This is a genomic window from Pseudoalteromonas sp. c7(2019) (assembly GCF_011378625.1).
Lineage (GTDB): Bacteria > Pseudomonadota > Gammaproteobacteria > Enterobacterales > Alteromonadaceae > Pseudoalteromonas > Pseudoalteromonas arctica.
In genome coordinates this window covers 1-25,660 of the sequence record NZ_WTKS01000005.1, presented here as the reverse complement: position 1 = coordinate 25,660, position 25,660 = coordinate 1, and the positions used below count along the sequence as shown (strand labels likewise).

At 40.1% G+C, this 25,660-nt stretch carries 22 protein-coding genes; 13 read left to right on the top strand and 9 right to left on the bottom strand.

Translation table 11 applies throughout. The features are described 5' to 3' along the window. The first annotated feature begins 213 nt into the window (after positions 1 to 213). From GQR38_RS07200 to GQR38_RS07185, 4 genes are all read left to right on the top strand, one after another. The gene (locus GQR38_RS07200) at positions 214 to 552 is read left to right on the top strand and encodes a hypothetical protein (RefSeq protein WP_007583302.1); all 339 of its coding nucleotides are present in this window, start codon (positions 214 to 216) and stop codon (positions 550 to 552) included. Then, positions 545 to 1,885 (top strand): SPFH domain-containing protein, encoded by a 1,341-nt coding sequence (locus tag GQR38_RS07195; protein ID WP_010553499.1) that lies wholly within the window; start codon positions 545 to 547, stop codon positions 1,883 to 1,885. The genes GQR38_RS07200 and GQR38_RS07195 overlap by 8 nt, the downstream gene beginning before the upstream one ends. A gap of 187 nt (positions 1,886 to 2,072) precedes the next feature. Next, a complete protein-coding gene (locus GQR38_RS07190; RefSeq protein ID WP_165723007.1) occupies positions 2,073 to 2,324 on the top strand; it encodes a YrhK family protein in 252 nt (83 codons plus the stop codon). Between the two features lie 89 nt (positions 2,325 to 2,413). Beyond that, complete coding sequence (locus GQR38_RS07185) at positions 2,414 to 2,929, top strand: M23 family metallopeptidase (protein ID WP_165723006.1); 516 nt, start codon at positions 2,414 to 2,416, stop codon at positions 2,927 to 2,929. Between the two features lie 74 nt (positions 2,930 to 3,003). On the opposite strand, the gene GQR38_RS07180 is transcribed toward GQR38_RS07185, so the two are convergent. Beyond that, entirely contained in the window at positions 3,004 to 4,173 is a 1,170-nt protein-coding gene (locus tag GQR38_RS07180; RefSeq protein WP_165723005.1) for an MFS transporter, read from the bottom strand. A gap of 564 nt (positions 4,174 to 4,737) precedes the next feature. Continuing rightward, positions 4,738 to 5,685, bottom strand: coding sequence for a sodium-dependent bicarbonate transport family permease (locus GQR38_RS07175; RefSeq protein WP_024600645.1), 948 nt, complete (start codon positions 5,683 to 5,685; stop codon positions 4,738 to 4,740). Between the two features lie 146 nt (positions 5,686 to 5,831). Here GQR38_RS07175 and GQR38_RS07170 point away from each other — a divergent pair, with 146 nt between their 5' ends. Continuing rightward, the gene (locus GQR38_RS07170; protein ID WP_165723004.1) at positions 5,832 to 6,776 is read left to right on the top strand and encodes a LysR family transcriptional regulator; all 945 of its coding nucleotides are present in this window, start codon (positions 5,832 to 5,834) and stop codon (positions 6,774 to 6,776) included. 12 nt (positions 6,777 to 6,788) lie between these two features. On the opposite strand, the gene GQR38_RS07165 is transcribed toward GQR38_RS07170, so the two are convergent. The 3 genes from GQR38_RS07165 to GQR38_RS07155 form a co-directional block, all read right to left on the bottom strand. Then, positions 6,789 to 7,790 carry a LacI family DNA-binding transcriptional regulator gene (locus tag GQR38_RS07165; protein WP_010553502.1) on the bottom strand — a complete coding sequence of 334 codons (1,002 nt, stop codon included), beginning with the start codon at positions 7,788 to 7,790 and terminating at the stop codon, positions 6,789 to 6,791. A gap of 75 nt (positions 7,791 to 7,865) precedes the next feature. Then, complete coding sequence (locus GQR38_RS07160; RefSeq protein ID WP_165723003.1) at positions 7,866 to 9,392, bottom strand: MFS transporter; 1,527 nt, start codon at positions 9,390 to 9,392, stop codon at positions 7,866 to 7,868. A gap of 32 nt (positions 9,393 to 9,424) precedes the next feature. Continuing rightward, entirely contained in the window at positions 9,425 to 10,753 is a 1,329-nt protein-coding gene (locus GQR38_RS07155; protein ID WP_165723002.1) for a GH1 family beta-glucosidase, read from the bottom strand. 238 nt (positions 10,754 to 10,991) lie between these two features. On the opposite strand from GQR38_RS07155, the gene GQR38_RS07150 reads away from it, so the two are divergent. Next, complete coding sequence (locus GQR38_RS07150; protein ID WP_165723001.1) at positions 10,992 to 13,568, top strand: exo 1,3/1,4-beta-D-glucan glucohydrolase; 2,577 nt, start codon at positions 10,992 to 10,994, stop codon at positions 13,566 to 13,568. A gap of 330 nt (positions 13,569 to 13,898) precedes the next feature. Here the strand turns inward: GQR38_RS07150 and GQR38_RS07145 are convergent, their stop codons facing one another. The 3 genes from GQR38_RS07145 to GQR38_RS07135 all read right to left on the bottom strand — a co-directional run bounded on the left by GQR38_RS07145 (position 13,899) and on the right by GQR38_RS07135 (position 19,998). Further along, positions 13,899 to 15,386: a tryptophan halogenase family protein gene (locus GQR38_RS07145; protein WP_165723000.1), complete on the bottom strand. Its 1,488-nt coding sequence runs from the start codon at positions 15,384 to 15,386 to the stop codon at positions 13,899 to 13,901. Further along, positions 15,379 to 16,929: a tryptophan halogenase family protein gene (locus GQR38_RS07140; RefSeq protein WP_165722999.1), complete on the bottom strand. Its 1,551-nt coding sequence runs from the start codon at positions 16,927 to 16,929 to the stop codon at positions 15,379 to 15,381. The genes GQR38_RS07145 and GQR38_RS07140 overlap by 8 nt, the downstream gene beginning before the upstream one ends. A 102-nt stretch (positions 16,930 to 17,031) precedes the next feature. After that, positions 17,032 to 19,998 (bottom strand): TonB-dependent receptor, encoded by a 2,967-nt coding sequence (locus tag GQR38_RS07135; RefSeq protein ID WP_165722998.1) that lies wholly within the window; start codon positions 19,996 to 19,998, stop codon positions 17,032 to 17,034. Positions 19,999 to 20,656: 658 nt separating this feature from the next. On the opposite strand from GQR38_RS07135, the gene GQR38_RS07130 reads away from it, so the two are divergent. The 7 genes from GQR38_RS07130 (at position 20,657) to GQR38_RS07100 (ending at position 25,084) form a co-directional block, all read left to right on the top strand. After that, positions 20,657 to 21,316: a hypothetical protein gene (locus tag GQR38_RS07130; RefSeq protein WP_240917411.1), complete on the top strand. Its 660-nt coding sequence runs from the start codon at positions 20,657 to 20,659 to the stop codon at positions 21,314 to 21,316. 3 nt (positions 21,317 to 21,319) lie between these two features. Continuing rightward, on the top strand, positions 21,320 to 21,994 hold the full coding sequence (locus tag GQR38_RS07125) for a Crp/Fnr family transcriptional regulator (RefSeq protein WP_165722996.1): 675 nt from the start codon (positions 21,320 to 21,322) through the stop codon (positions 21,992 to 21,994). Between the two features lie 71 nt (positions 21,995 to 22,065). Then, entirely contained in the window at positions 22,066 to 22,473 is a 408-nt protein-coding gene (locus GQR38_RS07120; RefSeq protein ID WP_165722995.1) for a hypothetical protein, read from the top strand. 84 nt (positions 22,474 to 22,557) lie between these two features. After that, positions 22,558 to 23,061 carry an Mpo1-like protein gene (locus GQR38_RS07115; RefSeq protein ID WP_010553511.1) on the top strand — a complete coding sequence of 168 codons (504 nt, stop codon included), beginning with the start codon at positions 22,558 to 22,560 and terminating at the stop codon, positions 23,059 to 23,061. A gap of 60 nt (positions 23,062 to 23,121) precedes the next feature. Continuing rightward, the gene (locus GQR38_RS07110) at positions 23,122 to 23,913 is read left to right on the top strand and encodes an SDR family oxidoreductase (RefSeq protein WP_165722994.1); all 792 of its coding nucleotides are present in this window, start codon (positions 23,122 to 23,124) and stop codon (positions 23,911 to 23,913) included. A gap of 61 nt (positions 23,914 to 23,974) precedes the next feature. Continuing rightward, the gene (locus GQR38_RS07105; RefSeq protein WP_165722993.1) at positions 23,975 to 24,568 is read left to right on the top strand and encodes a DUF2238 domain-containing protein; all 594 of its coding nucleotides are present in this window, start codon (positions 23,975 to 23,977) and stop codon (positions 24,566 to 24,568) included. 60 nt (positions 24,569 to 24,628) lie between these two features. Then, positions 24,629 to 25,084, top strand: a complete 456-nt coding sequence (locus GQR38_RS07100; protein ID WP_165722992.1) for a GNAT family N-acetyltransferase — start codon at positions 24,629 to 24,631, stop codon at positions 25,082 to 25,084. 45 nt (positions 25,085 to 25,129) lie between these two features. Here the strand turns inward: GQR38_RS07100 and GQR38_RS07095 are convergent, their stop codons facing one another. Beyond that, positions 25,130 to 25,495 (bottom strand): cupin domain-containing protein, encoded by a 366-nt coding sequence (locus GQR38_RS07095; protein WP_165722991.1) that lies wholly within the window; start codon positions 25,493 to 25,495, stop codon positions 25,130 to 25,132. Positions 25,496 to 25,660: the final 165 nt, after the last annotated feature.

Genomic DNA, 25,660 nt, shown 5'->3' with positions numbered 1-25,660 from the left:
ATTAGCTTAGTGCCAGTCAGTTAATAACTGACTGGCATTTTTTGTTTGAAAAAACTTACTCTTTTGTGCGGTTATAACTGTATACCTGATGAACTTTATTTTTAATCTGTTTTTTACTCGGGTTTACTGTAAAATTACTGGGTTAACATTTGTTAAGCAATGCTTACAATTGTTATTGCTCATTAAGTATTTAAACTAATTTAAGTAGAGCTTATGATTTTTTATATTATAGGGTTAAGTTTACTTGTTATTATTTTATGCGTTGCACTTTATGTAATTTACAGCAACGTACATAAAAGTCGGGTAAGAAAATCCAAGGAATACAACGTACTGTTTGATAAAGACACGATAGTGGATGATTTAATCACTCAACTAACAGAAAAAAATCAAACACAAGAAAACCAAGATAAAACAGCAAAAGGTAAAGAAGAAATCCTTGCAATATTTGTTGAGTTACATCGCTCTGGTAGCTTTTGCGCACACTTGAGTGAACAGGAAATTATTTACTTTGTTAAAAAGAAATTAAACATGGAGAGTAGTAAAAATGGATAGCGAAAAAGCAGTCCCAGCAGTAAAAAGTGACTCATTTATGAGTCGATTTGGTCGTCGTAATGTAATTGTTGTTTCATCAATTGTTGTTGTATTAGCCGTAATTGCAACGCTTACATCGCAAGTTGTTTCGTGGAATGAAGCAGATGAGCGTTTAGTACATCAATCAGCTTTTACAGGTAACTTAACCGTAATAAATCAAGCCGGCCCTTATTTAAAAGCGTTTGGTACTACATCGGCTTATAAAAAAGTAATTTCGATTAACTTTACGGGCGATGCCGGGGCAACAGCAAGCGCAATTGTACCGCTAATACCAATTCGATTTTTAGATACGACAACAGGTGGCGCACGAGGTGTTTCTCGTTTTAGATTACCAGGCAATGTACCAGCAGCTGAATCGGGTGCTTTACGTGGTTTACTTAAAATACACGAAGAGTTTGGTTCACAAGAAACATTAATATCTAATTTATTAATGCGCGCAACCACTGAAAATGTAAAAGCGTCGGCGCGTATGATGTCGGTAGAGCAACATTACTCTGGTGGTAATGGTCAATTAAGCCAAGATTTTGCTGATCAATTAACAAACGGTATTTTTGTTACTGAACAAATTATTAGTACGGGTGAGCGCGATAAATCTGACGATTTAGGTAATTTAAGTAAACAGCAGCGCGTCACTATTAACATTAAAATGGATGATGAGGGTAATACACTGCGTAACGCACCTATTTTAGGCGCTTACGGTATTACAGTAGTTGATGCCAGCATTATTGATATTGACTACGAAAGCAAAGTAAATGCTCGCCTTGAAGCCCAAAAGCAAGCAGCTGCTGATGAAGCACTAGCGCGTCAAAATCTTAAAAAAGCTGAGCAACAAGCACGTACTGAAGTGGCTTTAGGTGAACAAGCAATTGCTAAACAACGTGCTGAATCTGAAAAGCTTAAAATTAAAGAGCAAATTGATGCTGAACGAATTAAGGCAAATGCCATTATTTCTGCGCAGCAACGAGTGGCTGTAAAAGCCGAGCTTGCAAAAGAGCAAGAAGAGATTTTAAAGCAACAACGTTTAGAAGCATTAGGTATGGACGTTTTAGCTGAGGCTCGTTTAAGAGCTAAGTCTGCTGCACTTGATCCAAAGTATGTATTTGATGAAACGCTAAAAGCAGAAGTTAAAATTCAAACCGCCTTATTTACAAGCTTAGGTAATAGCCGTTTAGTGCCTGAAATTGTAATAGGCGCAGGCCAAGGCGAGCAAAGTAATGGCTCTGAATTTATGCGTTTATTAGCCGCTGACGCTGCATTAAGCCTTAAGAAACGTTTAGAAAAAGATAAAAAATAAATAATTACTAAATATATAAACAATATTGAGGCTTAGCCTTTAAATATTATATAAACAATAAAAACGCTGGCCAATAAGCATTGGTCAGCGTTTTTTATTGTGCGTATTTTGCTATTGTACTGTTTAGGTAAGCTTTGTGGCTTATTAAACATGTATTTAGGTAATAAAAGGTAAATAGTGATCAGTTATGGATTCGAACAGTAATCAGTTTATTTTAGATTTAGGGCAAGAGCATATTACTATTCAGCGTCGATATGAAGCGCTGGGAGCGTTTAACGATTTTTTAATTGGCAGTTTTTTCTTTTTAAATGACTCACTAATAGAAAGTGGCACATGGCTGTTTATAGCGGGCAGTGCTCAATTGCTTATAAAACCTGTTTTGAAATTGATCAGCTTAGTGCATGTTAGTCGGGTATTTCATTCAAATAAAACTCCATAAATAAAACCATAAATACGACTCATGATGAGTTCAGTTATTATGGCTAATAATTTACCAGTATAAGTTATTTAAATATCAAGGATTGAAAAGTGAAAGTACTTAAGTGGATTGCAATTGGAATAGCTACTTTATTAATTATAGGCTTACTAATTCCCGAAAAACTAATGATTCCGGTACAAGGTGCCACAAGTAAAGATTGGAACCATAACACGTTTTGGTACGAGCCTTGGGGTAGGTCGGGTGTGCACAAAGGAATTGATATTTTTGGCACAAAAAATACTCCCGTAGTTGCCTCAACAAGCGGTATTGTTATATTTGCAGGTGAGTTAACTCGTGGTGGTAAGGTGGTTGCGGTACTTGGGCCTAAATGGCGCGTGCATTATTTTGCACATTTAAATGACTACTCGGTAAGTACAGGTGATGTAGTAAGCATAAACAGTCAAATTGGCTTACTGGGCGATACCGGAAATGCCGCAGGAAAACAGCCTCATGTGCATTATTCTATTTTATCGTTAGTGCCTATGCCGTGGCTTTTTACAACCCAAAACCAAGGGTGGAAGAAGATGTTTTTTTTGAGCCCACATAAAAAACTCACTGCTAAATAATAGTTTTAGCTGTTAAATCAAGATGTCTAACAGCTAAAATCCGTTAATAAACAAGCGTGTATTTAAGCTAAAAATTAGCCTGCAACTGGGGTTTTACCCGCGCGAATATTTTTAATGCTTTTAATAAACATATAAATACAGGTAGTGATTAAACAGCCTGCTAAATAAAACACAATACCGTTGGATGCATCAGATAAATTTGCAGCAAGCATAGGGCCAAATACCGAACCAATACTGTAACTCAAAAGCATTACCTCAGTTGCAGATACTATTTTTGCCATTGGTAATGAGTCGCACGCAAGTGTTATAGCAATCGGGTAAAGTGCAAAGCTGCATGCGCCTAGTATTAAGTAGCTTACTATTAATCCTGCTAAAGTGTTTGCTTGTAGTATACCCACAGCACCGGCTGCGCCTACTAAACAAAACATACCCATCAATAAGCTTTTTTCAAGCCGAGTAGATAAGTAACTCACAAGCGGCTGCACGACCATGCCGCCTAAAATAATAACCGCCATAAGTGTCCCTGTGTACTGAGCTTGATCAGTCTGCGCTGAAATATAAACCGGCATTAAGCCGTAAATAGGGCCCAGTAATAAGCCTGATGCCAAGCACCCGAGCATTGCAGGGTGGCTTAGTGTTTTTATTTCTTTTAGTGGTAGTTTTTCAAGGTGCTGTTTTTCGGGCTGACCTTTGGTTATTAATAAAGGGGCTAAAATAGCTAAAAATAATAGCGAGGCTACAAATAAATAAGGCGTTGAACCTTCGGTGCCAAGCGGCCCTATAGCAAGCTGGCCTACGGCGCTGCCCCCATAAAGTGAGGTCATGTATAAGCCCAAACGTTTAGCACGCGACTTTGCTGTGTTGGTCATTAATAACCAAGACTCAACAACTACAAACACACCGGCAACAGCAACACCTGCTACAAATCGTGCAATTAACCAGTTAACGGTATTTGGCAGTGCAAGTTGTGCAAGCACACTTACAATTAATAAGCTTAAAAATAATATAAATGCGAATCGATGACCAATTTTTACCACAATGCGCTCTATTGTGGTGGCGCCAATAAGTAAGCCAAAGTAAAAAATGCTCGCAAGCCAAGGCGCTAGGTTTTCATCAAGTTTAAATGCGGGTAACGACAGCGGAATAAGGCTCATTAAAAAGCCTGATGCGATAGCAAAAAATGACAGCCCGATAACGGGTGCTAAAGGGTTATTAGAGGTGCTTGTGGCGGCTGATTCGGCCATTTGTGTTTATCGACTCATCAAGGTAAATAACCACTGTTTTAAAGTTTGAGAGGTTACTTTAATAATAAAATTTGCGCGAATTTAGAGCCAAATTAAAAATAAGTAAAGTGATATTTTATTAAACAATATAAATAAACTTTAAAACGATCGTTTTGGTAAATTATCGGATCTATTATGCTTTTTATTGTAGTGTTTTTATGTAGATATTGTTTTATATTTGTGAGCATTTATTAGGGCGTGTTGATCTTTGTGGATTGAAATTTGTCAATCTAGGGGCGATTTAATCGCGGCGCGAGGTTTGTAACCTAGCGGGCTAAGTAAAAACCGAGCAACAAAGAGTTAATCGTCCCTAGAAAGAACCCAAAGGGCAGCGCATGTTTGGCATTTATGCTGCGTTATCGCCTATTTATGGGGAATAACCACACTACATAGGCTCTGCCTTGCTTAAATACCAAACAGTCTGCTGCAAAATTAATCACGAAAGGTCAGCACGCCCTAGTGTTAAACCCTATGTAAAATAGGGTTTAACCGTTTTTTAAAGTGATAAAATTAGCACTTATTTGTTTATTGCATTGCTAGTGCAAGGTGGTGATATAAACCAATACCAACAATCACATTAAACGGGAAAGTTACACCGAGAGAGCTCAGCATAGCAAGACCAATATCGGCTTTAGGAATTGCCGCTTTTATTGCAGCGGGCGCGGCTATGTAAGAGGCGCTGGCTACTAAACTTCCCAATATAACTACAGAGCCTAATTCTAAATTTAAAAGTGTGCCTACTGCTGTGCCAATCGTACCTAAAAATAGCGGGGTGACAATAGCAAATACCGCGAGCTTCCAATGTTCCCAGGGGATAGGGCGCAAAGTTTGCGCGGCTACTAAACCCATTTCTAGTAAAAACAATGCCAGAACAACCTTAAAGCTACTGGTTAAAAGGCTAGTTACTTGGCTGCCTTGAACCGTGCCGTACATCATACCTATAACGACACCACCTATAAGCAAAATGACACTTTTGTTCGTAAGAGTTTCGTGCCAAAGCGCTTTTAACGATGGTTCACTTTTTTGGCTGTTTTGTTTATCAAGTTTTCGGTAAAGCAATAAACCAACAATGATTGCAGGGAGTTCTAACATCACTAAATACAGGGTTACTTCTGCACCAACTACCAATTTAGCCGATTCGGCATAGGCAAGCGCTACAGCAAATGTCCCCGCACTCACTGAGCCGTAATGTGCGGCAATACTGGCGCTATTAGCAACAGAGAGTTTAATCACGTATTTTAAAATAGGGTAAAGCATCAATGGTATAAGTGCGCCAAGCAACATTACCGATCCCATTTCGGGCAGTAGTTGCCAGCTTAAGTTACCGTGTAGCACCATACCGCCTTTTAAGCCGATGGTTAACATGAGCAATAAGCTTAATGTGTCATAGGTGGCTTTTGGAATAGCCAAGTCAGAGCGTAAAATACCCGCGACTAATCCTAAAATAAAAAACATAACAACAATATCTGGCACAGGCTTTCCTTACTAGGTGGTAAATTAAGTGGCGCTATTGTAGATAAAATTTTGTATAGTAAATAATAAAATAAATGCGAGTTATGTATAGATAAATATCTATAGCTGATTTATTAAGTGCAGTTTGTTAGGTTTATGAGGTAGGTATGGATTTACGACATATATCGTTTAGGTTGCTTGAAGTATTTATGAGCGTGGTTAAAACGGGTTCTATAAGCGAAACCGCAAGGCGCTTACACTTAACGCAGCCAACGGTATCGCTACAAATAAAGCGATTACAAGAAGCGGTAGGCGAGCCGTTATTACTTATGCAACAGCAAAAGCTACACGTAACCGATGCCGGGCTTGAGCTATTTAAAACCTGCCAGCAGGTATTTGGTCATTTTGAAGACTACCAAGATTATTTAACCGAGCTTAATGGTGGAGCACGGGGTCGGTGTAAAATTGCCATGGTTAATACAGCGCAATATATTTTACCAAAATTACTTGGCCCCTATAGTAATTTACATCCCCACGTTGAACTTCCGCTTGAGATTGGTAACAGGGCAGAGGTGCTTGATAGGTTTGAGCGAGGAGAGGACGATATTTATGTATTTAGCCACCCGCCGTCGCTTGAACACGCACAAGCTGCGCGCTTTTTGCATAACCCACTAGAATTTATAGTGCCGTTAAACCACCCGCTAGCTCACGTAAAAGCCGTTAAATTAACTGATTTAATGCAGTATCGCTTTTTACTCCGAGAAAATGGCTCAGCGACCCGTATGTTATTTGAAAGCGAGTTACAAAGCCGAGGATTAGTGCTGAGCGATAGCGTACAAATGGCGAGTAATGAAGCAATACGCGTTGCAGTTGCATCGGGGATGGGCATTGCGGTTTTATCACGCCATGTACTTGCAACAGACGATACAAGTTTTAAAATTTTAAACGTAACCGATACCCATTTAGCGAGTCATTGGTATTTTGTAATGCGAACAGATAGGCACATATCGCATGCTGCACGTAACTTTTTAAAGTTTGCGCAGCAGCACGTAGAGCAATATTTAGATACGCAGTGGGTGCGTAATGAGTTACATAATTTACACTTAGATTAATCTTAAATTTTATTAATTAATGTCGGGTGTTGAGTCTCTTAAAATAAGCTTTGGCTGAAACACGTGCTTTACTGTTATGCCGCTTTTTTTATAAATGTCTTTAAGTACTAAGTTAGCCGCAGCTCGGCCCATTTCGGGAACTGGGTTATCTATTGTAGTCAGTGTTGGGTAGAGGTAATTGGTAAAAATTACGTTATCGAACCCAATAATGGCTAAATCTTTTGGTAGGTTAAAACCGTGTTCGCGGGCGTATTTCATAGCACCCGATGCCATTTCGTCATTGGCACATACAAGGGCGGTTATTTGCGCTTTATTTTGAATAAAATGCCTTAAGCCGTCGCTGCCGCCGGTTTCTTTAAAGTCGCCTATGTAAAATAGCTTTTCGTCAAAGGTTAGGTTGTACTCTGCTAGGGCTTGTTTGTGACCTTTTAAACGATTTGACGCGTCTTCTTTAAACTGCGGGCCTGCTATGTACGCAATGTTTTTATGACCTTTGTTGATCATGGCTTTAGTGGCTAAGTAGCCGCCCATTACGTTGTCGAGGCTAATGCAGTTTTCTTCAATTTCTTTAACGTAGCGGCTCATTAAGTAAATAGGGGTTTTGCCTTTACTTAACTCAATTAGATACTCGTTTGATACTGCTTCTACGTGGGCAATAATAGCGTCGCAATTACGGCCTATTAAAAATTCAAAGCCGCTTTTTTCTTTTTTCTCGTCACTGTGCCCAGGGGTAATAATAACGTGTTTACCCGCAATACGAAGGTGCTCTTCAATGGCTGACATCATCTGACCAAAAAACGGACCATCCAACTCAGAAACTAAAATACCGACGCTGTTTGTAGTGCTAGACGCCAAAGAGCGAGCAATAGAACTTGGCTGATAGCCTAGCTCTTTCATTGCTTCTAATACCTTTTTTTTAGTTTTTTTGCTTACGTAGTCGTTGTCGTTAAGCACCCTTGAAACAGTTGATAAAGACACACCTGCCATTTCTGATACTTGATAAATTGTCGCCATTGATGTCCTAGCTTATATGTGTTTTTACTCGCGCTTTATAAAAATATAAAGCGCGAAGAGTCATTAAAAGTTAATTTACACATTACTGCGTCTAATTGCTAAGTCTTCTGTTATTTTTTGCGTCATCGCTGAGGTTAGTGGATAAATAAGCATCAATGCGGCGCCTAAAAAAGCAAATGCGGCAGGTATCCAGCTCATAAGTAACTGCATACCAGGTAGGGCTTGCGTAATTGTTAGCTCATCCATACCGTTATAGCCGTAGCCTGCAAGTACCACTAATACTAATGCACCTGCAAAACCACCACCGGTTTTTTGTACAAATGTACCTGCAGAATAAATAAGGCCTGTAGCGCGGCGTTTGTTTTTCCACTCTGAATAATCGGCTGAATCACCAAGCATACTAAAAAATAATGTTGGCATCATCGCGGCAAAAAATTCAGCAGCGCAACCAAAGGTAAATACAGCAACCAGGTTATTGCTAGGCACCCAGTAAAATGCAGTAGTGAGTATGCCGCTTAGCATTAATGATGCAATAAATAGGTTTCGTTTACCCATAATTTCGGCCAGTTTACCTGTGGCAAGTGCGCCTAATATAGATACAACTAACAAGGCAATAAAGTATTGCCCAGCCATGAGTTCATTGGCTACGTGGTACTTAAAGTAGTACGCAATTACACCGTATTTTATGCCATTAAACATCATGGTTAAAAAACCAATGCCGAGTAATACTAACCAAGGTTTGTTGGTCAGAAGATCAACCATGTCGCGCTGTGATCCCGTTAAGCTTTGCTTATCTTTATTGAGTAATTTTTTAATAACGAATGTCATTGCAGCCATAACAAGGGCAAAAAATACGCCGCTGTATAAATCGCGGTAATAAAAAAACAGGGTGGTAGCAAGCAAAGGTAGGATTATAAATGGCAGGCTTTTGGTTAAATCAAACAACTCTGATTTTAAATTGCCTTCATTTGAGGCGTGCGGTGTTACACGCTCTTTGGTAGTCGCAAACGTTATAATCATTAAAATAATAAGTAAGCTGGCAAATAAGTACATAGTAAGCTGATAGCCTTTGGCATCGTCGCCGCCACCAAAAAAAGCTACTAGCTCAGGTAAAAAACCCATAACCAATAAGCCACCAGTAAATGCACCTGCAAACCTAAAACCAGAGAGCTTTGTGCGTTCTGTATCGTCTGGTGTCATAACGCCCATAAGTGCCGAGTAGGGCACGTTACTTACGGTGTAAGCAAGCGTTAAACCTATATAAGTTACGTAGGCATAAATAAGTTTGTTGGTGGTGCTAAAGTCGGGTGTAGTAAAACACAACACCATAAACAAGCCCAAAAATGGTGCCGAGTAGAGTATCCACGGTCGAAACTTACCAAAGCGCGACTGCGTTCTGTCGGCAATCATACCCATAATAATATCGGTTACGCCATCAGATAGCCTTACCACCAAAAACAACATGGCAGCGGCGGCTGCCGATATGCCAAATGTATCGGTGTAAAACACCGCTAAATAAGCAAGCGCACCGCGCCATACTAAGTTAGCGCCGGCATCGCCCATGGCGTAACCGACTTTTTCGTATAAAGGGAGTTTGTTCACAGTGTGTATTCTTATTGTTATAAGCCGATAAATTATCGGCTTGTTATTAGTTTACTGTACGCTTTACCGCTGGCTTTAACAGTTCGTTTTTGTGTGTTGTAGTCTACGTGTACTATTCCAAAACGTTTTAAATATCCTTCAGCCCATTCAAAGTTATCCATTAGGCTCCACGCAAAGTAACCATCTACTTTAACGCCTTGCTCGGTTGCATTATGCAGGGCATTTAAATGTTCGTGGTAATATTCAATACGGTCGTTGTCTTTTACTTCACCGTCTTTAAATTCGTCAGCCATGGCTGCACCGTTTTCGGTAATATAAATAGGTGGTAGGGTGTATTTTTCGTTTAACGATACAAGTAATTCTGTAAGCGCTTTAGGGTAAATTTCCCAGCCAATATCGGTCATTGGCGCTTTATGTGGCAGCTCATGGTAAAAGTCGGTTTCGCTTGCTTGATAATGCATGCGGGTATAAAAGTTAACCCCTAGGTAATCTAGCGGTTGAGCAATTATTTCCATATCGCCATCTAAAATATCAGGGCGGTGGGCTTTAGGTAATTGCTTAATAATATCAGGGTATTTACCTTGCATTACAGGCTGCATGTACCATTGGTTTATATAGTCATCAGCAAATGCAGTGGCTTTTAAATCGTCTTCACTTTGGGTAACGGAGTAACAAGGCGTAAAGTTAAGTACAATACCGTTTAGCGTATTTGGGCTATTTTTAGCAAGTACTTGCATAGCTAAACCGTGACCTAGTAATAAGTGGTGCGCGGCTTTACGACCAAATTCGCGGCCTACTATGCCAGGCGCATGTACGCCAATTTCGTAACCTAAGTAAGAGCTACAAAACGGTTCGTTTAAGGTGGCGTAAGAGTGCACACGTTCCCCAAATGCTTTGGTAATTAAATCTGCGTAATGGGCAAATTCGTAAGCGGTGTTACGGTTTAGCCAGCCACCTTCGTCTTCAATGTGTTGTGGTAAATCCCAGTGGTACAGTGTTACAAAAGCTTTAATGTTACGGCGTTTTAATTCATCTAAAATGTCGGTATAAAACTTAACGCCTGTCGGGTTTAAGTGACCGCTTTTAGTCATTACGCGCGGCCACGAAATTGAGAGTCTGTAAGCGTCTACACCTAATGACTCAATTAGGTTTATATCGTCTTTCCAGCGAGTGTAGTGCTCGCAGGCTACGTCGCCATTTGAATTATCGACTATTTTGCCTTCTTTACTGCAAAAGGTATCCCAAATACATGGCAAGCGATCAGCTGCGCCGCCTTCAATTTGAAATGAGGCCGTAGCTACACCATAAGTAAAATTTTTGGCTAAAAGTGGTGAGCCACTAGGTAAAGATAATTGTTTCATTAAGAGAAAACCTCTGCTTCTTTGTAGTAAATTTTGCTTTTATTTATAGTTTATAAATTGCATTGATGGAAGCGCTTCCATATTTAATTTGATTAATCACTAAGGATGGTATTTAATAACTTTAAGGAAGCGCTTCCATATTTAGGTTAGTGGCTATTGTTAAGCAGGTCAATAGTTAAATTTAAATAACAAATAGGCGTTTCACAAAAACACACTGACACAACACAGGGCTATAAAAATGAAAAAAAGCTTAAACACTAACAGGTTACGCATGCTCCCCATTTTAATAGGAGGATTATGCGTTTTAAGTGCGTGTAATAAACAAGAGGTTAACGCTAATAATAGCCAAGGCGCCGTAGCCAAAAAGGCTGAGCATGAGCAAGGTGATTTATCACTTTGGCCAACGCTTAAAAGTAAGGTAGTGAAAACGCCTGAAATTGAAAATACGATTGCACAGTTTTTAAAAACAATGACGCTTGAGCAAAAAGTAGCGCAGATGATCCAACCTGAAATTCGCGATATAACCGCTGCAGACATGCGCAAATATGGTTTTGGTTCGTATTTAAATGGCGGTGGCTCGTTCCCGAATGCTAATAAGCATGCAACGCCTGCAGATTGGATAACGCTTGCTGAAAGCATGTATCAGGCATCAGTTGATGACTCAATTGATGGCAGTAAAATTCCGACCATGTGGGGCACCGATGCAGTACATGGCCATAATAATGTGATTGGGGCGACGTTATTCCCGCACAATATTGGTTTAGGTGCAGCTAATAACCCCGCATTAATTGAGCGAATTGCAGCAGCTACGGCAATAGAGGTAATGGCAACAGGCATAGATTGGGTGTTTGCACCGACTGTTGCGGTTGTGCGCGATGACCGATGGGGCAGAACGTACGAAGGCTACTCAGAAGACTCAAGCATAGTGCGTGAATATTCAGCCGCAATTGTAAACGGATTGCAAGGCAGAGCCGATGAGGACTTTTTAAGTGACAAACGCGTAATTAGCACCGTTAAGCACTTTTTAGGCGATGGCGGCACGGTAGATGGCGACGATCAAGGGGACAATATTGATAGCGAAGAGACGTTATATAACATTCATGCACAAGGTTATATAGGAGGCTTAACCGCAGGTAGTCAGTCGGTTATGGCATCGTTTAATAGCTGGAATGGTAAAAAAAATCACGGCAATAAATACTTACTTACCGATGTACTAAAAACAAAAATGGGTTTTGATGGCTTTGTTGTAGGCGATTGGAACGGGCACGGACAAGTTGCAGGCTGTACAAATGAAAGTTGCCCGCAGGCTGTTAATGCGGGGCTTGATATTTTTATGGTACCAACGGGTGCTTGGAAGCCACTTTATGAAAATACAATTAAACAAGTAAAAGCGGGCACAATAACAATGGCGCGAATAGATGACGCCGTAGCACGTATTTTACGCGTTAAATTACGCGCGGGTTTATTTGATAAACCAAGCCCTGCAAATCGAAAATATTCAGGTAAATTAAAACTAATAGGTGCGCCAGCACACCGCGATATTGCCCGCCAAGCGGTACAAGAGTCGTTAGTACTGCTTAAAAACAGCAACCATTTATTACCGCTTAACCCATCAAGTAACATACTAATTGCAGGCGATGCGGCCGATAACATAGGCAAGCAATCGGGTGGTTGGAGTATTACGTGGCAGGGAACTAATAATCAAAATGCAGATTTCCCTGGGGCAACGTCTATTTATGCCGGATTAAAAACGCAAATAGACTCTGCTGGCGGTAATGCTATTTTAAGCCCAACGGGTGAATTTAATACTAAGCCCGATGTAGCCATTGTTGTCTTTGGCGAAGAACCATACGCAGAGGGGCATGGCGATAAAGACAACCTTGAGTTTGAACGTAACAATAAACGTTCTCTTAAAATATTAAAAACATTAAAGCAGCAAGGTATTGCGGTGGTATCGGTGTTTATATCGGGCAGACCAATGTGGGTTAACAGCGAGCTAAACGCGTCAGATGCATTTGTAGCAGCATGGCTTCCTGGCACTGAAGGACAAGGCATTGCAGATGTTTTACTAGCGGATGCAAGTGGGCAGGTACAATACGACTTTAAAGGTAAGTTGTCGTTCTCGTGGCCTAAATTGCCACTTCAAACCGCAGTAAATAAGGGCGATGCTGATTACTCGCCATTATTACCCTATGGCTTTGGCTTAACGTATAAAGATGAAAGTACGCTTAGCAATAATCTAAATGAAGACTCAGGTGTTGATATTAGTAACCTTGCGCCGCTATCTATATTTAATGGCAGCTTTAAAACGCCGTGGCGTTTGTTTTTAAATTCAAACAGCGAGCAGCACCAAGTAGCAAGTAACAGTGTAAAGCTCGGCGGCATTACTTATCGCACTGAAGACAAAGCGATTCAAGAAGATGCGATGCAATTTAATTTTGATGGCACTGCAGCCAGCTACATCGAAATTAATAGTAACTTTACCGAAGATAAAGTGGCCTACATTGAAGCAAATTCGGCCCTTAGCTTTAGCTATAAAGTAAACCAAATACCTAGCTCACAGACATACCTTGCGATGAAATGCGAACAAGGCTGTGGTGGCGAGCTTGATATTACCAATGAGCTTAAAAATGCTGATTTAAATACATGGCAAACCATGAGTATAGATTTAACGTGTTTTGCTAAAAAGGGCGTTGATTTTGCCAGAGTAACCAGCCCTTTTATTATTAAAACGGCAGGAGAGCTTAGCGTTTCAGTTGCAGATATTAGCTTTGAACCACAAAGCGCTAAAAGCGCCGTGGTTAAGTGTGAATAATAAAACGTAAAAGTTGTTGTGTGTACCCAAAGCTCTGAGGGCGTGTTGATCTTTGTGGATTGAAATTTGTTCAATCTAGGGGCAATTTAATCGCGGCGAGAGGTTTGTAACCTAGTGGGCTAAGTAAAAACCGAGCAACAAAGAGTAAATTGCCCCTAGGCAGAACCCTACGGGCAGCGCATGTTTGCCATTTATGCTACGTTATCGCCTATTTATGGGGAATAACCACACTACATAGGCTCTGCCTTGCCTAAAAACCAAACATACTGCTGCAAATTCAACCACCAAAGAACAACACGCCCTAGTAAGGGCTTTTTTTATAAAAAATATTTATGCTGGGCAATACTGCTTTAAAAACTCATGATGAGATGGTAATTGGCTTACGCGTTGCTCTATTTGTTGCTTAATACCGTGTAAAAAACGGGCGAGTTCTTCATCGCTCATCATGCTGGCTATTAAGTGATGTTGATTAGGCTCAATGCCTTGACCAAGCATAACTTGTACCCACGAGTCGACTCTAAAAATGTCGCCATCGTCTAAAAATACCCGGCCGGTTTGTTTAAACAAATCAATTTTATGTTGAAGTGTTTTTGGCACCTCCATGGCGCTACAATGCTGCCAAAACTCACTGTCATCGCGATTAGTTACTTTATAGTGCAGCACAATAAAGTCGCGAATATTTTCAATTTCGCTTTTAAGTTGTTTGTTGTATTCGTCAATTGCGTGATTGGTAATGCCATTAAACGGAAATAAACGCATAAAGCGAATAATACCCGACATAATTAAGTGAATGCTGGTGGACTCAAGTGGCTCTACAAAACCGCTAGCAAGGCCAAGCGCTAGGCAGTTTTTGTTCCAGCCTTTTAAGCGACGCCCTGTTTTAAATTTAATTATACGGGGCTCTGTAAGCGGCTCGCCCTCAATGTTATTTAATAATAGCGCTTTGGCTTGCTCATTATCCATATATTGGCTGCAATAAACTAATCCGTTGCCTACACGGTTTTGCAGCGGTATACGCCATTGCCAACCGCTTTTGTGGGCAATAGAGCGGGTAAGTGGCAATACGGTATCGCTGGTTGATTTTGTTTGCACCGCAATGGCGCTGTTACACGGTAGTAAATGCGACCAGTCTTCGTAGCCAGTATGCAATGCTTGCTCTATTAATAAGCCTCTAAAGCCGGTGCAATCAATAAAAAAGTCGCCTTTTATGTGCTCGCCATTATTTAAAGTAAGTGATTCTATATGGCCCGTTTTAGTTTTTTTTACTACTTTTTGTATTTTACCTTCAATGCGTTTTACACCTAATGGCTCTGAAAATTCACGCAAAAACTTCGCGTAACGCGTGGCATCCATATGGTAGGCATAGTTAATAGGGTTTTGCTGATTAAACGCAAATTTACCGCTTTTAGCCGCTTGCAACTCGTAGCAGTAATCGCCAAATGGGTTGTTTATTCCAAGTGCTTTACCTTGCAACCAAAAGTGATGAAATTCACCCGCCCAACATTCTTTGCCCGTTGCGCCAAATGAGTGAATATAATGCGTGTTTTCATCGCCCCAGTTTTCAAAGCTAATACCTAATTTAAAACTGGCTTGAGTGGCTTTCATAAATGCTTGCTCGTTTATACCCAGCAATTTATGAAATGTACGAATAGGCGGAATTGTTGCTTCGCCAACACCTACAGTGCCAATATCGTCAGATTCAACAAGGGTTATGTTTATATTGTTACCAACTAGTTTAGCAAGTGCCGCTGCGGCCATCCAACCTGCAGTGCCGCCTCCAGCAATTACTACGTTTTTAACAGCGTTTGTTTTAGTCATTATGTGGCTGCCCATTATTTGATAAAAGATGATTTAAAAGCGCGCGATTACTTGGCAGTCCATTTAAGCACTGCGCTATTTTTTCGCGATTTTGCTGATAATAGTAATCCCCAGCACGTGGGTCGTTAAATGTATTTTGTGCAGATACTGTTTGTGTATTAAAGCCCATGCCATATAAAACGTATTGATAACTGCTTGATGAAAACACTTCTTCGTTTTCAATAAAATCAAAGCGGCTAGGGGGTTGAAATTGCCAAAGTTTAAGTAAGTTTTGCAGGCGCTCGGGCGCGGTATTTAAATTACTAATATCTTGCCAATAAGGAGTGTCGTCGCGCTCGCTTAGCACATAATGAAGTTTTAAAAATTCAATAACGCGTTGCCAACGAGTGCTAAAACGGTCATTAAAACGAGTTTCAAGCTGGCTCATATGAGTACGGGTTTGCGGTAGTTGCTCACTTATTATGCTAATTGAAAGCTCAACCATAGCAAGTGCTGACGCTTCAAGTGGCTCTAAAAAGCCTGCAGACATACCCACGGCAACACAGTTTTTAATCCAAAATTTTTGCCTGTAACCAGGGCTGAATTTTAATACGCGGTAGGTAAGTTGCTCAGCTTGTTGCTCACTGGCGCTTTTGGCTATGTAGCTTTTTAGTGTATTTGTTGCGCTTTCATCACTTTGATATTTACTACTAAATACATAACCTGTGCCACGGCGTGTTGGTAGGGCTATATCCCAAATCCAACCGTTACTTTGCGCTGTAGATAGTGTAGCAGAGGCAATTGGCTGATCGGCGTGTGCATTAGGTATTTGCGCCGCAACAGCGCTGTTATTAAATAAAATATGATCTTGCGCTATAAACTCACTATTAAAATGCTCACCAATTAAACGAGCACGAGAGCCTGAGCAATCTATAAATAAATCACCCGTTATATTGCCATTATTAATTGTTTTTAATGAGGCAATATAGCCATGTTCGTCGTTAATAACCTCGGTTACATCGTCAGTAATATGTGTAACGTTTAGGTTTTTAACGCAGTGATTTTTTAAAAACTCAGCAAATTTACCCGCATCTAAATGATAGCCATAGTTGGTGACCGCTGCATATTCGGGTGTTTGTAATTGCTTTGGTGCAAGTGCAGCTTGGCATACAAAGCTTTGCATATTAACAACGTCGGCAAATTTTTGATCAGGTGCAATACGTTGCCAACTGGCGTGTAAATTAGTGTGCTCGTAGCCTTGTGGATTCATAAAAGGGTGGTAGTAGTTTTCTCCCTCGCTGAGGTTTCGCCAATTTATAAATTTAGAACCTTGCTTAAATGACGCGTCGCACTGGGTTATAAAATCACTTTCTTTAGTGCCAATGCGCTGTAGGGTGTTGCGCATTGACGGCCACGTGCCTTCGCCCACACCCAATATAGGCACATTTGCCGACTCCACTAACGTTACATTAAGGTGCGGGTGTTCGGCGGCTAATAAGCCTGCGCTTAGCCAGCCGGCAGTACCACCACCTAAAACGACTATTTTTGTTATTGGTTTGGTCATGAGTTAACACCCTAAAGTTGATAACAATTAAACTAGCATTAATACTGTTTTAAATACAAAAAAGCCGCTAGTAAAAACTAACGGCTTTACTTTGTATTACCTTTAGAAGTTGTAACGCATACCAATATTGTAACGTGCACCTAGCTGTTGTAGGTTCCACAATTGAACTGACGTACGGCCATGTTCGCGGCTGTTTTGTTCAGTAATATTAAGGCCTTCAACAAAAAACGATAGTTGCTCGCTGTAGTTGTACGCAACATTAAAGTCGATTTGATAATATTCTTCAGTAAAGCCTGGCTCATTTACGTATCGAGCTGCGCTATTTAAAAACTTATCACGCCAGTTGTAAGCAATACGTGCTTGAAAATCATCGTTTTCGTACATTGCAATAAAGTTAGCTGTATCGCTTAAACCCACTAGTGCAAATTGTGTAGTAGTAGGGTCGGCGTTTACATCAAAGTCTATGTCGCCATTAACAGTGGTGTAGTTTGCTTGCACACCAAAACCGCTTTCACCAAAAAAGTGCTGAAAGGCAACTTCAAAACCATCAATGGTGGCATTTTTATTGTTGGTAGGTACTTGCGCTGTAAATTCTAGTAATGGGTCATCGCTATTAGCAATTACATCGTAGGCGGCTTCAAACTCTTCGTAGGTCATAGAGTCAAAATCAACGCCATTTTCTGTTGCGGCAACCATTTGAAATAAGTTTGAATCGGTTAGAGCAAGTCCGCGAGATTCTAGCTCAGCAATGGCAGCTTGAGCGCGAGGGCCCGCTGTTGCATCGCGTAATCCGTAGTAGTTTTGCGTCATTGGTGTTAAACCAATAAAGTTTTCGATGTCTTTAGTGTAATAACCTACCGACACATAACTTGTTTCTGCAAAGTACCACTCAGCCGATACATCAATATTATCTGATTCAAGCGGCACTAACCCCGGGTTACCTGTTGACGCTGTAGCCGGTGAAGAACCCGCTAAAAGAGTAGGGGCACCCGGTACACCAACAGTCGCTGCTGAACTTAAGTTGTCGTAAGTTGGGCGAGCAATTGTTGTGCTATAAGAAAAACGCGCTTTTACGTTTTCGATTACCTCTATGTCAAAGTCAAAGCTTGGTAAAAAGTGATCGTAGCTAGATTTAAGGGTGAAATCTTCTTTATCTGAGCCAAAGCGAACGTTAAAGTCGTTATTACCTTCCCACGCTACTGCGTTAGGTAAATCGATATTAGCCGTTGAGGTAATGTCGGTAGACTCTTGGCGCGCACCAATTACAATGTTGTATGGCATATCGCCAATGTAGCCGTTGTAAGTAAATTGCACAAACGCTGCGGTTATATCTTCTTCAATGGTGCGGTTAGTTGCAAATGCGCCATCGGCTGCAAAGTTAAATCCGTATTCTTCACCTGCCCAGTAACCAATTTGCGATGCGCTGCCGGTATAACCTTGGTTGAACGAGCCCGATGTATCGTAGTCGTCAAACTCAGCTAAAAAGTTTGTTGGGTTAAGGTAGCCATCAGGTAGTTCGCCTGGGTTTTCTATACCCCAGTTACCCATTGTATTACGTGTAAGTGATTGCAGTGAATGGCTTTCCATAGAGCGAGACTCTATACCAAAGTCAATTGCGCCGTTTTCAATTTCGTATTTACCATGGATTCTAAATTCTGTGATTTCAGACTCTTGGCGAGCAAAGTTAGAATCTAAAATAGACGTACCCACATCAGAGGCATCTAACGTGTTATTACAATTTAGGTTGTCTCGGCGGCAATCATCAAAATCGATACTCATTGATGGCAGTTCGCGGCTAAAATCAACTTCTTGTGCGTTAACTACGTTTGCGCCCAAGCCTGCGTTTACCCAGCTGCCGTAAGGTGCATCTGGTTTGCTAGTGGCTTTTGAATTGTGCGCATCAAACATAAAGCTCAATTCTGAATTAAAATAGTATTCAACGTTTAAACCAATAGAGTCGTTTTGATTAACTTGGTTTAGCTCTTGAAACGCTAAGCCTAAATCGCGTGTTTGCTGATCGCGACGTTCTTCTCGGTAGTAAATAGGGGTTTTTACCGTGTTGTCGTCAAATGTTAGCGCGCTTTTGTAGTTATCCATCCATATTGATTGCTCAGCACGGGCTTCGAATAAATCTTGCTTAGAATATGTGTAATCAAGCGTGGCTGTTAAATCGTCAATTGGGCTGTACTGCAGCGTTAATTGTGCGTTTGTACGAGTGCGTTCTCTGTCGGCAATGGTGTAGCGCAAATCTGATGGCATTGAATAAAGCTGGCCAACGGCGGGTGCATTAGTTAAAACAATATCGTCTGCAGCTTGTGGGATTGTGCCGTCAAAAGCAGATGTATTCCATTGATTTACAAACGCACCTGTTGATGAGCTATCGCGCTGTTGCATGCTTGCAGTTAACGAGGCACCAAATTTAGCTTCACTGTCGGTCCAGCTAATTAAGCCTGAAAGCTCTGGTGTTATGTCATCACCAACACGGTTTGTTGAGTCGTGTAATGCTTTTACGCCAATGCTTGAAACAAAGCCTGGATTGTCGAGTGGGCGAGCGGTATTAATATTAATTGTTGCGCCAATACCACCTGATGCAATGCTAGCTTTACCCGTTTTATATACTTCAACCGATTTAACGCTATCAGACGCTAAGTTTGCAAAGTCAAATGCACGAGAGCTGGGTGTACCACCGCCTGCAGGCAAAGATGCCGCCGGCATAGTACGTCCGTTTAGGGTTACCATATTGTAGTCGGGGCCAAAACCACGAACTGTTACTTTAGAGCCTTCACCATTTGAGCGATCAATAGAAACACCCGTTATACGCTGTAGCGACTCGGCTAAGTTGGTATCGGGGAATTTACCAATATCTTCAGCTGATATAGCATCTACAACGCCAGCGGCGTCGCGCTTTAAACGAGTAGACTCTTTAATACTGCTTTTAAAACCAGTAACTTGAATTACTTCAACATCTGTATTTGCTTCTTGTGCATATACAGGTAAAGAGATTGATGCGCCTAAAATCAGAGATAGGCTGGTTGCTATCTTTGTTTTTCTTACAATATGGTTAGACATTCGGTTTCCCTCGCGCTTTTATCATTATTATTAACAGCTTGTATGGGGCTGTTATTGTGTAATTATAAACATTGTCAAATGTATGGAAGCGCTTCCAGAAAAGCCTATTTAATTTAGCTTTGTGGAAGCGCTTCCAGAAATGCTAGTTTAAATTTTAAATAGGGTCAACTATTGTTTTAATAAAATGAGACTAAATTGTTTTTAAAATGTGTGTTTTTATATTTAAATCATAAATTACAGTTGGTTATGAAAGGCCATTCAAATACAGTGCTGTAACAACATTTTATTATAAGAAACTCGATTACTGATTCATTTAGTTATTTAAACACTTTATGGTGTTTTAACATCAGCTTTTACTACAGGCTAAAATCAATAGGTAGAGCGTTGGTGACTAAACCTAGGCACCTTTGCTGAAAATTTACACATTATTAAATGTGAAATTTTTAGGCACCTAAAACGGCGGTTCTATCTCATTTTATGAATCGGTCATTAAAAAATCAGCAATTGTTTAAAAAATCGTTAATTAAATCACTAAAAAGTAACGTAGTTTTTGCAGAAGATGGTTTAAAAATAAACTTATAAAGTATTACGCATAAGAGTGTTGCGGGTCGCTAGTTTTATCGCTATTTTAAAGGCTCTCTCATAGATGGATTTTATTATGCGCATTAAATTTTTAGCGAGCTTTTATTCTTTCTTCTTGTTTGCACTGTTTGGTTGTGACGACCAAAGTATGGCAATGCAAGATAGCTCTCAGCTAAATAATAATGCAAGTAACTTACCCACTAATAACAAAGTAAACACACCTCCTGTAGTTCAAAAAAACGAACCCGCTTTAGTCGTCGGTATGCTAGCTACGCACTGTAAAAGTAATGAAGCAGCCTACATTAACGCAAAAATGCATAAAGTTGTGCGTAACCCAGATGAAAATACAGCTTACAAGTTAGAGCCTACCGAGAAGGTACTTTCTGTTTGTGTTGCAAAAGATGACTCATCGCTTAGTTATCGATTTGGTCGTATTAATGACATAGGGCTTGAAAAAGAAGCTTCACCAGATACACCATTTGGTAGTTACTACAGGCAAGTAGGGCGTATTGGCGAGAGTATTTTATTTTTTAGTAACGGCGAATATCATTATTATATTATTAACTCAGGCGGTATGGGCAGCGGTGTAACCGTTAATGTTTATAAAAACGACACATTAATAACTGAGCTGTTTTCGGGTAATGATCCTTACGATGACTTTGTTATAGCAACCGATTTAAATTTCCCTAAAAAATTGGTTATCGAAAAACAGCCATTTAATAAGCAAATGCAGTAAATAATGACTCCACAGCAGCAAAACGTTATAGAGCAAGGGCATTGGTTTAAAAACCGTAGCGCTTATTTAAAAAGTTTTTTATTAACGCAGGGCAAAACGCTCTCGCTAAAAGCTCAGCAATCATTATTTTTGCGAGGTGATAAGCACGATGGAATTTATGCAGTGCTTAGCGGCGTGGTGCGTATTAGTGGCGTAAGTAACGAAGGCAAAGAAGCCGTACTCAGTTTTATTGATTCATCACTGTGGTTTGGCGAAGTTACCTTGTTTGATGGTGGCCTGCGCACTCACGATGTATATGCACAAACTGATGTTGTGCTTTTTTACGTGCCCCAACGTGCGCTTGAACAGCTATTAAACGAACAGCCACAATATTGGCAAGAGTTTGGTTTATTGCTGGCACAAAAGTTACGCCTAATGTTTACCTCAATGGAAGATCACGCCCTGTTAAGCGCTGAGCAAAAAGTATGCAATCGACTTTTAATGCTTAGCGAACATACAGAGGACTTAACACCGCTTTTTTTATCTCAGCAGCAACTTGCTGATATGACCTACTTAACGCGCCAAACTATTAATCAAATACTGCAACAGCTTGTTAGCTTACAAGCTATTAGTTTGGGGTATCAACGCATAACTGTTTTAGATAAACAAAAGTTACAGGCCCGTGCTACACAAGCTTAAATAGAAGCTGCTTTATTTAGTTGGAACCAAAATTGCTACAGATAATGTAACGCAACAATGGATTTGAGCTAATGACTACAATAACCTTTAAAAATCAATATAGTAATTATAACTCTCCTACAGTAAATAAAGCGGCAGGTCCAAGCGAAGTTGCGGCAACTAATACCCTCCCTAACGTAAAAACAAGTGATACTAAAGGCATTACCTCAGCCCCTAAAGAACCAACATTTTTAGAAAGTGCCCAAGAAGCGCTGGTTTATCAGCGCTTAGGTGTAAACAAAAACAAAATAGACGAGCTAAAAGCGACAATAGAAGAGCTTATTAAAGAACAGCAAAGTGAGGGCGCAGACCCTAGCGCAATTGCTGATAAAATAGAGGAACTTCAAAAAATGCTTGAGCAAGAGTATCAAAAAGGGCGCGAGCGAACGGATATGAAAGGTGAGCATGAGCCGGGTAAAATAATTTCTGCATTTGTTTAATTTACAAAATGTCGGATACCTGACATTGTTGCTGTGCTTACTTTTGCTAAAGTAAGTTTTATATATAAAAATAAAGGCAAAACAATGAAAACACTTCAACAGCAACTTGGTAAATATGGTTTGTATCATCGTTCTAAGCGTAATGTACTAACGCACTTTATTGGTATTCCGCTCATTGTATTTGCAGCGTTGTGTTTACTAGCGCGCATTCAAATACCCCTTGGTAGTGTAGTAATTGATGGTGCACAACTTTTTGTATTAGCGTCGGTTGTTTATTATTTTATGCTGAGCTTTTCGCTTGGCTTTATTATGGCCGTGATATTCACTTTACTCCTTGTTGGTGCTCAGCCTATTGCGGCAATGGCGTTTTGGCCTTGGTTGAGTATTGGCGTAGGTGTGTTTGTATTTGGCTGGGTATTACAGTTTATTGGGCACTATTACGAAGGTAAAAAACCGGCGTTTGTAGATGACCTAATTGGTTTAATTATTGGCCCTTTGTACGTAACTGTTGAACTACTATTTTTAATGGGTTTTTACAAAACATTAGAAGATGAAGTAAACGCAATAGCAGGTCCTACAAAGGCGTAAAATACTTTACTAAGTACCTTTATAAAACCTAATAAATAACAATAAAAGGGCAGATAACGCATGCAATATAATAATAAAACCGTGTGGATCACCGGGGCATCGTCAGGTATTGGTAAAGAGCTTGCTATACAATTTGCCGAGCTTGGAGCGCGCGTTATTTTATCGGCGCGCAATGTAGATAAACTAAACGATTTAAAAGCAACGCTTAAAGGCGAAGGGCACTTAGTTGTGCCGCTGGACTTAGCTCAGCCAGAGCATGTACTGAGTACAGTAACAGCAAAAATGAACGATCTTCCTGCAATTGATATTTTAATTAATAACGGCGGCGTATCGCAGCGCAGTTTATTTTTAGAAAATGATTTTAACGTGTATCGCCAATTAATGGAGGTTAATTACTTTGGCTTAATTGCACTTACTAAAGCTGTATTGCCTGCTATGGTGGCAAGGCGCAGTGGCTCAATTGTGTCTATTAGTAGTGTGGCGGGTAAAGTTGGTTCAAAATTTAGAACGGGTTATTCGGGTTCTAAATATGCGGTTGTTGGTTTTATGGATTGCCTACGTGCAGAAGTAGCGGAACATAATATTCATTGTTTAACAATTTGCCCAGGATCTATTAAAACAGCAATTGCGCATAACTCACTAAACGAGCAAGGCACAGCGCAAAATAAACCAGAAGAGTCGATAGAAAATGGCATGGATGTAAGCGTAGCGGCTTCAAAAATGATTCGTGCCATTAGTAATAAAAAAGACGAAGTGATTATTGGCAAAGGTTTAAGTGGTTGGGCGCCCACAATTAAGCGCTTTTTTCCTACTTTGTTTAATCGCATTACAGCAAAAACAAACTATAGGTAGCGTCGTTTATTTCAAAAGCGTAAAATGCCGTAAATTTGATCAATTTAGAAAAGGATTCTAAATGAAGTATTTATGGCTGAGCCTGTTTTTTATTGTATTAATTTGGTCTGGTATTAACCCAAAAGATCAATTTACATGGCTGCTTGAAGTTATCCCCGCAATTATTGGTTTAGTGCTGCTAGCAAGTACCTATAGCCACTTTAAACTTACTCCTATTTTATATACATTTATTTTAGCGCATTGCATAGTGCTGATGATTGGCGGGCATTACACCTACGCCGAAGTCCCTTTGTTCGACAACCTATTTGGTAGCGAGCGTAATAACTACGACAAAGTAGGGCACTTTTTTCAAGGTTTTGTACCTGCACTATTAGCCCGCGAAATTTTACTGCGCAAAAAAGTAGTAAACGGCAAAGGCTGGTTAATAACCTTTGTTATTTCGATATGCTTAGCATTTAGTGCTTTTTACGAATTAATAGAATGGTGGGTTGCGATACTAAGCGGCGAAAACGCAGACGCATTTTTAGGCACGCAAGGTTACGTGTGGGATACCCAATCAGATATGGGACTGGCGTTATTTGGGGCTATTTGCTCATTGTTAGTACTTTCAAAAGTACACGACAAACAGCTAAAAAACGTTAAAGATTATTTATAGGCTATAGGAACGTTCTATAGAAATGTTTATAAAAACGTTGGTAAAAAAGACTATTAACTTATGAGCGCAAACATTAGTAACTACTCAATAAGCACAGACAAAAGCAAACTTAACTTTAACGTTATTTATAACTTTATTGCTAATAGCTATTGGGCCAAAGGCATTCCTAAAAGCGTGATGCAATCAGCTATTGATAACTCAATGTGCTTTGGTGTTTACAGCGCTCATAACGAACAAGTTGGCTTTGCCAGGGTAGTTACCGATAAAGCAACCTTTGCCTATTTAGCCGATGTATTTATTACCCCAGATTTGCAAGGTAATGGTCTGAGTAAGTTACTTATTAAAACGATAGTGGAGCACCCTGAGCTGCAAGGGCTCAGGCGCTTTTTATTAGCCACTTCTGATGCACACGGGCTTTATGCACAATACGGGTTTAAATCAATAGACAACCCCGCACTACTAATGCAAATAAGTCCTGAGAATGTGTATGGTAAAAACAATCGTGATACCTATTAAATGGGGGAAGAGTAAATTCCGTCTAATGTTCTTGTTAGCTGTGCATTACACCCAAACATCATCTTCTGCTGTAAGTTCGCTACCTGAATCACCAGTATTAACAACACCTTTAGGTTCAACTATCATGATTTTACATTCTGAAGTTGCTATAGGTTTATGTTCAATGCCTTTAGGGATTACAAACATTTCACCTGATTCTAATGTAACGACTCCATCGCGAAATTCAATGTTAAGGCACCCTTCAATTACAATGAAAACTTCGTCAGTATCCGGGTGATCATGCCATACAAATTCACCTTCTACTTTGACCAATTTAAACTGATAGTCATTCATTTCTGCAATTACACGAGGAGACCAATGATCTGTAAACTTAGTAAACTTTTCTTTAAAATTGATTGCATTCTGTTTCATGAAAAATTCTCTATAGCTAGTACTGCTAGCGCCCGCATAAAATGCGGATAATGCTTGGCTAAAATTAGCGAAGAATGAGCGTCAGCCAAGCGTTTGACGTCATTTTTGATGCGCTTGTGTACGCCCGACATGGGCATTGACTTATGAGGTGAAAGTCCTCTGTAG

Excerpts from the sequence above, each read along its gene's own strand:
- GQR38_RS07155 (WP_165723002.1), bottom strand. The coding sequence starts at position 10,753 with ATGAAACAATTATCTTTACCTAGTGGCTCACCACTTTTAGCCAAAAAT.
- GQR38_RS07180 (WP_165723005.1), bottom strand. The coding sequence starts at position 4,173 with ATGGCCGAATCAGCCGCCACAAGCACCTCTAATAACCCTTTAGCACCC.
- GQR38_RS07150 (WP_165723001.1), top strand. The coding sequence starts at position 10,992 with ATGAAAAAAAGCTTAAACACTAACAGGTTACGCATGCTCCCCATTTTA.
- GQR38_RS07130 (WP_240917411.1), top strand. The coding sequence starts at position 20,657 with ATGCGCATTAAATTTTTAGCGAGCTTTTATTCTTTCTTCTTGTTTGCA.
- GQR38_RS07190 (WP_165723007.1), top strand. The coding sequence starts at position 2,073 with ATGGATTCGAACAGTAATCAGTTTATTTTAGATTTAGGGCAAGAGCAT.
- GQR38_RS07145 (WP_165723000.1), bottom strand. The coding sequence starts at position 15,386 with ATGACTAAAACAAACGCTGTTAAAAACGTAGTAATTGCTGGAGGCGGC.
- GQR38_RS07195 (WP_010553499.1), top strand. The coding sequence starts at position 545 with ATGGATAGCGAAAAAGCAGTCCCAGCAGTAAAAAGTGACTCATTTATG.
- GQR38_RS07110 (WP_165722994.1), top strand. The coding sequence starts at position 23,122 with ATGCAATATAATAATAAAACCGTGTGGATCACCGGGGCATCGTCAGGT.
- GQR38_RS07170 (WP_165723004.1), top strand. The coding sequence starts at position 5,832 with ATGGATTTACGACATATATCGTTTAGGTTGCTTGAAGTATTTATGAGC.
- GQR38_RS07115 (WP_010553511.1), top strand. The coding sequence starts at position 22,558 with ATGAAAACACTTCAACAGCAACTTGGTAAATATGGTTTGTATCATCGT.
- GQR38_RS07165 (WP_010553502.1), bottom strand. The coding sequence starts at position 7,790 with ATGGCGACAATTTATCAAGTATCAGAAATGGCAGGTGTGTCTTTATCA.
- GQR38_RS07140 (WP_165722999.1), bottom strand. The coding sequence starts at position 16,929 with ATGACCAAACCAATAACAAAAATAGTCGTTTTAGGTGGTGGTACTGCC.
- GQR38_RS07200 (WP_007583302.1), top strand. The coding sequence starts at position 214 with ATGATTTTTTATATTATAGGGTTAAGTTTACTTGTTATTATTTTATGC.
- GQR38_RS07135 (WP_165722998.1), bottom strand. The coding sequence starts at position 19,998 with ATGTCTAACCATATTGTAAGAAAAACAAAGATAGCAACCAGCCTATCT.
- GQR38_RS07120 (WP_165722995.1), top strand. The coding sequence starts at position 22,066 with ATGACTACAATAACCTTTAAAAATCAATATAGTAATTATAACTCTCCT.
- GQR38_RS07095 (WP_165722991.1), bottom strand. The coding sequence starts at position 25,495 with ATGAAACAGAATGCAATCAATTTTAAAGAAAAGTTTACTAAGTTTACA.
- GQR38_RS07100 (WP_165722992.1), top strand. The coding sequence starts at position 24,629 with ATGAGCGCAAACATTAGTAACTACTCAATAAGCACAGACAAAAGCAAA.
- GQR38_RS07105 (WP_165722993.1), top strand. The coding sequence starts at position 23,975 with ATGAAGTATTTATGGCTGAGCCTGTTTTTTATTGTATTAATTTGGTCT.
- GQR38_RS07125 (WP_165722996.1), top strand. The coding sequence starts at position 21,320 with ATGACTCCACAGCAGCAAAACGTTATAGAGCAAGGGCATTGGTTTAAA.